The organism is Paenarthrobacter sp. CM16 (assembly GCF_013179505.1).
In the GTDB taxonomy this organism is placed as follows: Bacteria; Actinomycetota; Actinomycetes; order Actinomycetales; family Micrococcaceae; genus Arthrobacter.
Genome location: NZ_JABMCX010000228.1, coordinates 1 through 7,783 on the forward strand (window position 1 = coordinate 1; position 7,783 = coordinate 7,783).

At 62.4% G+C, this 7,783-nt stretch carries 5 protein-coding genes; 1 reads left to right on the forward strand and 4 read right to left on the reverse strand.

Going from position 1 to position 7,783, the window contains the following annotated elements:
- Window positions 1-2,703, forward strand: a 2,703-nt coding sequence (locus tag HP499_RS17645) for an alpha-amylase family glycosyl hydrolase (protein WP_172325506.1), incomplete at its 5' end; no start/stop codon positions are given.
- A gap of 99 nt (window positions 2,704-2,802) precedes the next feature.
- On the opposite strand, the gene HP499_RS17650 is transcribed toward HP499_RS17645, so the two are convergent.
- The 4 genes from HP499_RS17650 to HP499_RS17665 form a co-directional block, all read right to left on the reverse strand.
- Window positions 2,803-3,837: a hypothetical protein gene (locus HP499_RS17650; RefSeq protein WP_172325507.1), complete on the reverse strand. Its 1,035-nt coding sequence runs from the start codon at window positions 3,835-3,837 to the stop codon at window positions 2,803-2,805.
- Between the two features lie 5 nt (window positions 3,838-3,842).
- Window positions 3,843-4,352: an RNA polymerase sigma factor gene (locus tag HP499_RS17655; RefSeq protein WP_172325508.1), complete on the reverse strand. Its 510-nt coding sequence runs from the start codon at window positions 4,350-4,352 to the stop codon at window positions 3,843-3,845.
- A gap of 107 nt (window positions 4,353-4,459) precedes the next feature.
- Window positions 4,460-6,934 (reverse strand): Ig-like domain-containing protein, encoded by a 2,475-nt coding sequence (locus HP499_RS17660; RefSeq protein ID WP_172325509.1) that lies wholly within the window; start codon window positions 6,932-6,934, stop codon window positions 4,460-4,462.
- 24 nt (window positions 6,935-6,958) lie between these two features.
- A complete protein-coding gene (locus tag HP499_RS17665; RefSeq protein ID WP_172325510.1) occupies window positions 6,959-7,582 on the reverse strand; it encodes a hypothetical protein in 624 nt (207 codons plus the stop codon).
- Between the last annotated feature and the right edge of the window lie 201 nt (window positions 7,583-7,783).

Below are 7,783 nucleotides of genomic sequence, written 5' to 3' on the forward strand. Positions count from 1 at the left end.
ACCGCCACAGCGGTCCTCCCCGCGGGTGCCGCCCCGGCCTCCAAAGACGCTGATCCCGCAGCCCTGCACTCCCTCCGCGGAGGGGTGAGCGATCAAAATTTCTACTTCGTCATGGCCGACCGCTTCAACAACGGCACCACAGCAAACGACGACGGCGGGCTGGGCACCGATCCGATGGTGTCCGGTTTCGACCCCACCCGCAAAGGCTTCTTCAACGGCGGAGACCTGAAAGGCCTGCAGGACCAACTGGATTACATCCAAGGCCTGGGCACCAATTCCCTCTGGCTCACACCCAGCTTCAAGAACAAGGCGGTTCAGGGTGACGGCACCCTGGCGAACAGTTCAGCCGGCTACCACGGGTACTGGGTCACGGACTTCACCCAGATCGACCCTCACCTGGGCACTAACGCCGAGCTGAAAACCCTTATTGATACCGCGCACGCCCGTGGCATGAAGGTGTACTTCGACATCATCACCAACCACACCGCGGATGTGATCCAGTACCAGGAGACCGCCGCGGCTCCGTACATTTCCAAGGACACCGAGCCCTACCGGACGGCGTCAGGCGAGGTCTTCGATGACCGGGATTACGCCGGGACGCAGGACTTCCCGGCGCTCGATGCCGCAACGTCATTCCCGTACACCCCAGTGGTCCCTGCGGCCGAAAAAGACGTCAAGGTCCCATCCTGGCTGAACGACCCCACGCTCTATCACAACCGAGGCAACACCAACTTTGCCGGCGAGGACTCCCTCTACGGCGATTTCTTCGGACTGGATGACTTGTTCACCGAGAACCCGAAGGTGGTGAACGGAATGATGGACGTCTACAAAACCTGGATCCGCGACTTCGGGATCGACGGCTTCCGCATCGACACCATGAAGCACGTCAATGACGAGTTCTGGCAGAAGTTCGGACCGGAGGTTCTCAGCTACGCGGAGGAACAGGGCAAGGACGAGTTCTTCATGTTCGGCGAGGTTTTCGACACCTCCAAGAGCATCACGTCCAAATTCACCACCAGGAACCAAATGCAGGCCGTCCTGGACTTCGGCTTCCAAGGTGCAGCCCGCAGCTTCGCATCCCAGGGCAGCAAGGCCACGGGTTTGGCGGACTTCTTCAATGGAGATGACTGGTACACCGACGCTGACTCCAACGTCTACCAATTGCCCACCTTCCTGGGCAACCACGACATGGGCCGGATCGGCACCTTCATCGCACAGGACAACGTGGGCGCAAGTGACGCCGAACTGGTGGAACGTGACGAGCTCGCCCACGAGCTGATGTACTTCTCGCGCGGCAACCCGGTGATCTACTACGGGGACGAGCAGGGCTTCACCGGTGCGGGCGGAGACCAGGACTCCCGGCAGACAATGTTCGCCAGCAAAGTCCAGGAATACCTGGATGACGATCTCCTTGGCACCAACGCCACACACGCCACCGACAACTTCAACACCGAGCACCCGCTGTACAAAAAGATCAGTGAACTCGCCGCCCTCACCGCCGAGCACCCGACACTGCGCAGCGGTGCCCAACAGAACCGCTACGCCGCCGATGGCGCGGGCATCTACGCCTTCTCCCGCATAGACGCCAAGGATCAGCGCGAGTACATCGTGGCCGTCAACAACAGCGAGACCGCCCAGACTGCGGCAATCCCCACGTATGAAGCCAAGCAACCGTTCAACCTGGTTTACGGCGACGCCCCGGCAGATGCCAAAACCGATGCACAGGCACAGTTGAGCGTTACCGTCCCGCCGCTTTCGGCAGTGGTTTATGAAGCAGCGGGGCGGCTTGCCAAGTCCAAGGAGGCGCCCGGCGTCGTACTGAAGAAACCGGTCACCGCGGCTGGTGACGCCAGCCGATTGAAGGTGACGGCCGACGTCGACGGTAGCTCGTTCTACGAAGTCACCTTCCAGTCACGTACTGCCGGTGGCGAGTGGACGCCGATCGGCACCGACGACAACGCCCCTTACCAGGTGTTCCACGACGTCTCGGCCCTGGAGCCGGGGGCCTCGGTGGAGTACCGTGCGGTGGTGCTGGACAACCGCGGGCAGACGTCGGCGAGCGAGCCGAGCAGCGGTGTGGTGGGTGAACCCACCCAGCCGGAAACCGTCACCGTGGCCGGCAGCCTCAACACCGAGCTGGGCTGCGCCGAGGACTGGCAGCCATCCTGCGAACAGGCGTTGATGACGTATGAGCCGACGCATCGGCTGTGGCAGCTGAACATCCCCAACCTGCCCGCCGGTACCTATGAGTTCAAGGCCGCGCTCAACGGCACTTGGGACGAAAACTACGGTGCAAGCGGCGAGCTGGACGGCCCCAACGTTGTGTTCACGCACTCCGGCGGCGCCGTCACGTTCCTGTACGACCACGCCACCAATGTGATCAGCGCAGCTGTCCCGGGTCAGCAACCGGACGCCGTCTCGGTGCCGGGAAGCCTGAATTCCGAGCTCGGCTGCGCGGGTGACTGGATGCCGGATTGTGCCCAAGCCCAGCTGTCCTTGGACCCGGCGGACGGCACTTGGAAGCTCCCGGTCCCTGACCTTGCTGCGGGCAGCTACGAGTTCAAGGCCGCGATCAACGGTTCCTGGGCCGAGAACTACGGCTTGGCCGGCGCCCCGAACGGCAGCAACATCGCATTGAAGCACGACGGCGGCCCGGTCACCTTCCGGTACGACCCCGCCAGCCATTTGGTCACGGTCCGCTAACCACCCCCTCCGCTAACCACCCCGTCCGCTAACCCAAGTAAGTAACAGCAAACGTCGCACTGGAGTGTCAGTGCGACGTTTGCTGTTACACAGATGGGGCTATTTGTAGCTCAGGCTCAGGAACATCGCCTTCAGCTGGGCGTACTGCGTAGTATTCATCCAGGCCTTGGCCGCTTCCGGGGTGGCGAAGGCGGGCTGCTTGGCGGGATCGAAAATCGCGTAAGCACTCATAATGCCATTAGGTACGCGGATCTGATTGATGCCTGAACCTGTCTCACCGGCTTGCATCTCCGAGGTCAGGCGAACGTCCATGATGTACGTGGGAGTCTCGTCCAGCGGCGTGGCCGGAGCTTCCTCTCCCGGGTGCGTCATGAGGGCCGACTGGTGGGCAAAGAACCCGAACTGCACCGGGTCGTTGGGCGACGTCGAGGACACAACACCAGGTACTACGGCTCGGTCATAGACGGTTCTCTTCACCCAGCCGCCCGTACCATCGCCGTAGTTGCCATTGAACACGCGGGCTACCTCTGCCCCAGCGGCATCGAAGACAGTCACAATGCGCGAGGCTTCCGCAGTCCCGGGAGGATCGAATGGTCCTTGTTCCACCCGGATACTCCAGCCCACCGGATAGGTGAAGGACAAATGCCCGTCCGGGAAAGTGTAGGTCTGGCTGGTCGGCGCCTGCACGGGTGGCACCACTGGCGCCGAGGCGGCAACCGGAGGTGTCGTGGGTGTGGGCGATTGGGTGGGCGTCGGGGTAGCTGTGGCGGTGGGTGTTGCCGACGGGCTCACCGTGGGAGTGGCGGTGGGTGTTGGGGTAACGGAAGGGGTTGGCGTGGGCGTTGAGCTCTGCATCGTCACAGCTGGCAAGGGATTGGAGCTGACCGTCTCGAAGTTTGAGGCAACGAGGATGCCGGCCGTAACGGCCGCCGCGGCAAGCAGCAAACCACCCGCGATCCGGGCCTTTCGGCGCCGGCGATCCTCCAGGGAGGTCACTACCGGCGTTGAACGGGTATCGCTGAACACCGTGGAGCCGGAGAGGATCCTGTGCAGCGCTTCTTCCCCATTGGGCTCGGGAATTGGATCGACAGTGAGCGGGTCAATCGCTGAAATTTGGTTCTTGATCGGATCCATTGTCTTCAGACCCCCATCTTGTGTGTGGTGGTTTCGGCCCCTGCAGGCATCTGTTTCCGGAACGCCGTTCGGGCCCGGTGGAGGCGGACCTTGGCCGCCGATTCGCTGCACTGCAGCACGCCCGCAATTTCCGCGGAGTTCAGGCCGTCCCAATAAGCCAACTGCAGGATGTCGCGGTCCTGGTCCCGCAACCGCATCATGGCGTCCTGGACCACGACGTTCTCGGACTCATCGCCAAACCGCTCCACCGCCGTCGACCGCAGCCTTTCCTGGAGTGCCTGCCGCCTATCGCGGCTCCTGTAAGCGTTCCCCACCAGGTTCCGGGCCACCGTCAATAGATACGGGAGTTCCGGGCGTGAGTCGTCGGCCCATTTTTGCCAGACAATGCGGAACACGTCTGCTGCGATCTCCTCCGCTACCTCAGCAGATTCGACGCGTCGGCAGACGAACCTGAAGACGGATGGGTAGCTGTCTTTGTGAATGGCGATGAACGCCAATTCGCGCTCGGAAAGCACGATTTTTCCCCCTGATATAGAGCCCTGAACTGCAGGATACTTGTATAGTTTCCGGCCGGGCGGCAACGGTTACAGACAGCAAAAAAATGTTTCCGGAACGGTCCGTTTTAGAAGTCCCGGTCCAAGGCGCCTGCTTCTGTGAGGGGCGCCAGCGAGCAAGCGACGCCGGTAAAGCTGGTGACGGCCGACGTCGGTGTCCAGACCATGCTTGCTGCCGCACCTGCCGTCCTCACACCTGCGCCGCCGCTGGCTGCACCGCCGAGGGTTACGGTCACAACCGAGCGTGGAACTCCTGCGACAGTTTCGGTGGTGGCTGTCATGGTGGCATTGAAGATCACTGTCTTGCGGCTCTTGGCGTAGTTTTGCTTGAGGTTGACCGAGCCGAGATTGACGCTGCTGCCCGTTCTTTGGACGTCAAGGACATCGGCAGAGTTGCCCAGGCCCACAAGGTTGCCGTCCCTCAACCGCACCGTCACGGGCAGGGAGGCGCCCGCCCAACCTGGCGTGACGGTGGCCGGATTGACCTGCTGGCTGTAGACGAAGCTCAGGGAGTCTCCGCTTTCGAGCCTGCCGGTTGTTGCACCGCCGTTGCCGGTGCGGATGTCGGCTGCTCGAAGCGGGCTGTTGTCCACCCTCCTTGACGCGACCGTTGCCGAGAAAGTCTCTTTGCCCGCGCGGTCAGTGAGGACCGCCCTCAGGTCATAGGCGCCGTCGGCGTAGGTGGTGGTGTTCCAGCTGCAGGTGTAGGGAGTTGATGCTGCGGTGCACAGTGTGCTCCACGTGGTGGTCCCGGCTTGGGCCACCTGAATCCTGACTGAAGCCACACCGGCCGTTGAGTTGGCGGCAGCGGAGATGGGCACCGTGCCAGTGAGGTAGGCGCCCGGGTCATCCACGGACACGGAGGCAACAGTGTTGTCCACTGTCCGGTTGATCGCGGCGGTGGTGGCGCTGTTTCCCGCAGCGTCCGCACTCACGGCCCGGAACGAATAGCCGCCATCGGCCACGGTGGTGGTGTCGAACCGGCACGCGTACGGACCCTCGGAAAGTGTGCACGCTGTGAACCACGTGCTGGTCCCTGTTCTGGCGTACTGAAGACTCACCTGTGAAACCCCGGAGTGGGCATCGGTTGACGTTGCTGCCAGAGTACGGACGCCACTGAGGGGTGTGCCCGGATCCGTCAACGCCACGCTGGGAGCCAGGTTGTCCACCGTGATGTCCGTGACTACTGCCGAATACGTCGTGTTCGAACCAGCAACAGCCACGGCACGGAGATCGTAGGTTTCGTTGGCGTAAAGAGCGGTGTTCCATGTGCAGTTATAGGGGCTGGCCACGTAGAGGCACAGGGTGTTCCACTTGTTTGCCCCCGCCACCGAGTACTCCACACGGACGCTGTAGATGGTGGTACCCGCGCCCAGCAGCGTGGTGGACAAGGGTACGTTCCCGCGCACCGCTTCGGCGGGGCTCGCGAGAACCACGGTGAAACTGTTGGCGATCGTCGTGCTGCGGACCGGGGTCACTGAGGTGAGTCCGGCGTTGTCCGTAGCCCGCGCGCGCAGGCTGTAGTCGCCGTCGGGCACTGATTTGGTGTTCCACTGACAGGTGGCTGCGCCGGTAGCTGTGGAGCACAAATTGGTCCACGTGGACGTACCGTCCCGGAGATATTCGACGTCGATACTTCTGATTCCGGACTCGGCATCCTGCGCCGTGGCGGAGATGGCAACGGTATCCCTGATCGAGATACCGGGGTCGGCAAGAGTGACGATGGGCGGGTTCCAGTCGGATGCCGCGGCGAACGTGTTTCCTGTGTTGGACGTGACTGATGTGAAGGCGGCCGCGGAGGTTCCCGCCGTTGCGCCAAGGATGACCAGTACGGCGATGAGGGCTGCGAGGAGGAACGCGGCAACGGCCTTGACACGGGGGTTGGCCCAGGCTGCGGGGAGGGTAACCGCGGCAGGTCGTCGTTGGGCGGTTGGTTGAACCTGCCGGGCAGGGTTCGGCTTGGTGCTTTCGCGCGGGAGGCTGCGTTCACGCGGGGTGGTGCCCAGGTAGATTGCGCACACCACCGCCAGCAGCGTCCCCACGGACCAGATGGCCAGTTGTGGGAGCGTGCCGTGGGTAATCCACAATCCGGGTAAGCCAACCATGGGCACCAGGAGGCGGGCCTGTCCGGTGATCTGCTCCCGTTTCATCGGGGTGCTGTCAGTCTCCGAGTTCGCGTCACCGGCAGTGATGTAGGTGCCGTCATCATTGGCTCCGACAATGCGGTGCAGGCGCGTTTTCTCTTTTCCGTCAGGCTCCGCTTCCGCCGGGCTGAGGAACTCCACCACCCCGCCAAGGGGAACGGGCTGGTTGTGTGGAAGTGCCGAGGAAAGGACGACGTCGCCGGGACTGATGTGCGGTTCCATGGAACCGCTTTGCACCACGCTCCCACCCCAGCCCAACAGGGCAGGGAACAGTGCTATGACCGCCAGCGTCAAGGAGATTCCCAGATACACGCGGGCCATGAGTGCCACGACAAACGGCACCCATCCCTCAGCGGAGAACAGGGCTGTTCTGGCGCTGTCCTTGTGTTCCAGGCTCACGACGCTGCAACAGATCCCTTCAGACTACGGAGTGGGCGCGGTGTCCGACTGCAGTTCCCACACGAGGTCTATGCTGACCCGGGCGCCCTGCAGAGCGTTGACCTGTTCCTGCGTGAGTCCGGTGGTATCGAAGCGCCAGGTGCCCCTGTAGCTTTGCGTCTCTCCCGGGTTCCCGGCGGTGTCCCAAGCGGAGCCGCCTGTTGCGTAATCCCTGTTGGCAGTGGCCAAGGTGGACAGCGGATACTCCGGCACGGTGTTTGCCGTGGGCGTGAAGCCGGTGCAATCGTTGAATGATCCGCCGGTTCCCTGCTCCAAATCGAAGAAGATCCGATCCTCCAAGCCGCGGTCCGTGATGAGATTTTGCGTATATGCCCGCACTTCACCGGGGACGTTGGCATTGGAGGTGACCACAATGCACTTTTGTCCCGTCTGCCCCGGAACAATGTTCTCCACGGTAAATGCGGCTGCGCCCAAATCGTCGTCCGTCAGGGTGACGCTGCCGGTGCTCCAGGAGCTGCCGGAGTTCCGGGTGGTCGCGGTGAACGCGGCCTGGGAGCCCTGCCAAACCATGGCTCCGGCAATGAGGACGGCGATGGGCCCGGCAGTGAAAGCTGCGATGGCCCTGGTGCGGGAGGAGGGGGTTTTCATAGCTGCATTCCTTTGCTTGAGACCACTGAGGGGCCGCACGCAGGGAAGTATCGAAACCAGGCACCCCATTTCTGCGCAACGACGAGTTCAGGCTACGTGAAATACGGGCGTCTATCTACAAGTTAGTAACGTAATTGATAAAACCAGTCATATGACTTGTTATTATCGCACCGGCCTGCGCTGTGGTGTTTTTAGATCGGC

Excerpts from the sequence above, each read along its gene's own strand:
- HP499_RS17650 (WP_172325507.1), bottom strand. The coding sequence starts at position 3,837 with ATGGATCCGATCAAGAACCAAATTTCAGCGATTGACCCGCTCACTGTC.
- HP499_RS17665 (WP_172325510.1), bottom strand. The coding sequence starts at position 7,582 with ATGAAAACCCCCTCCTCCCGCACCAGGGCCATCGCAGCTTTCACTGCC.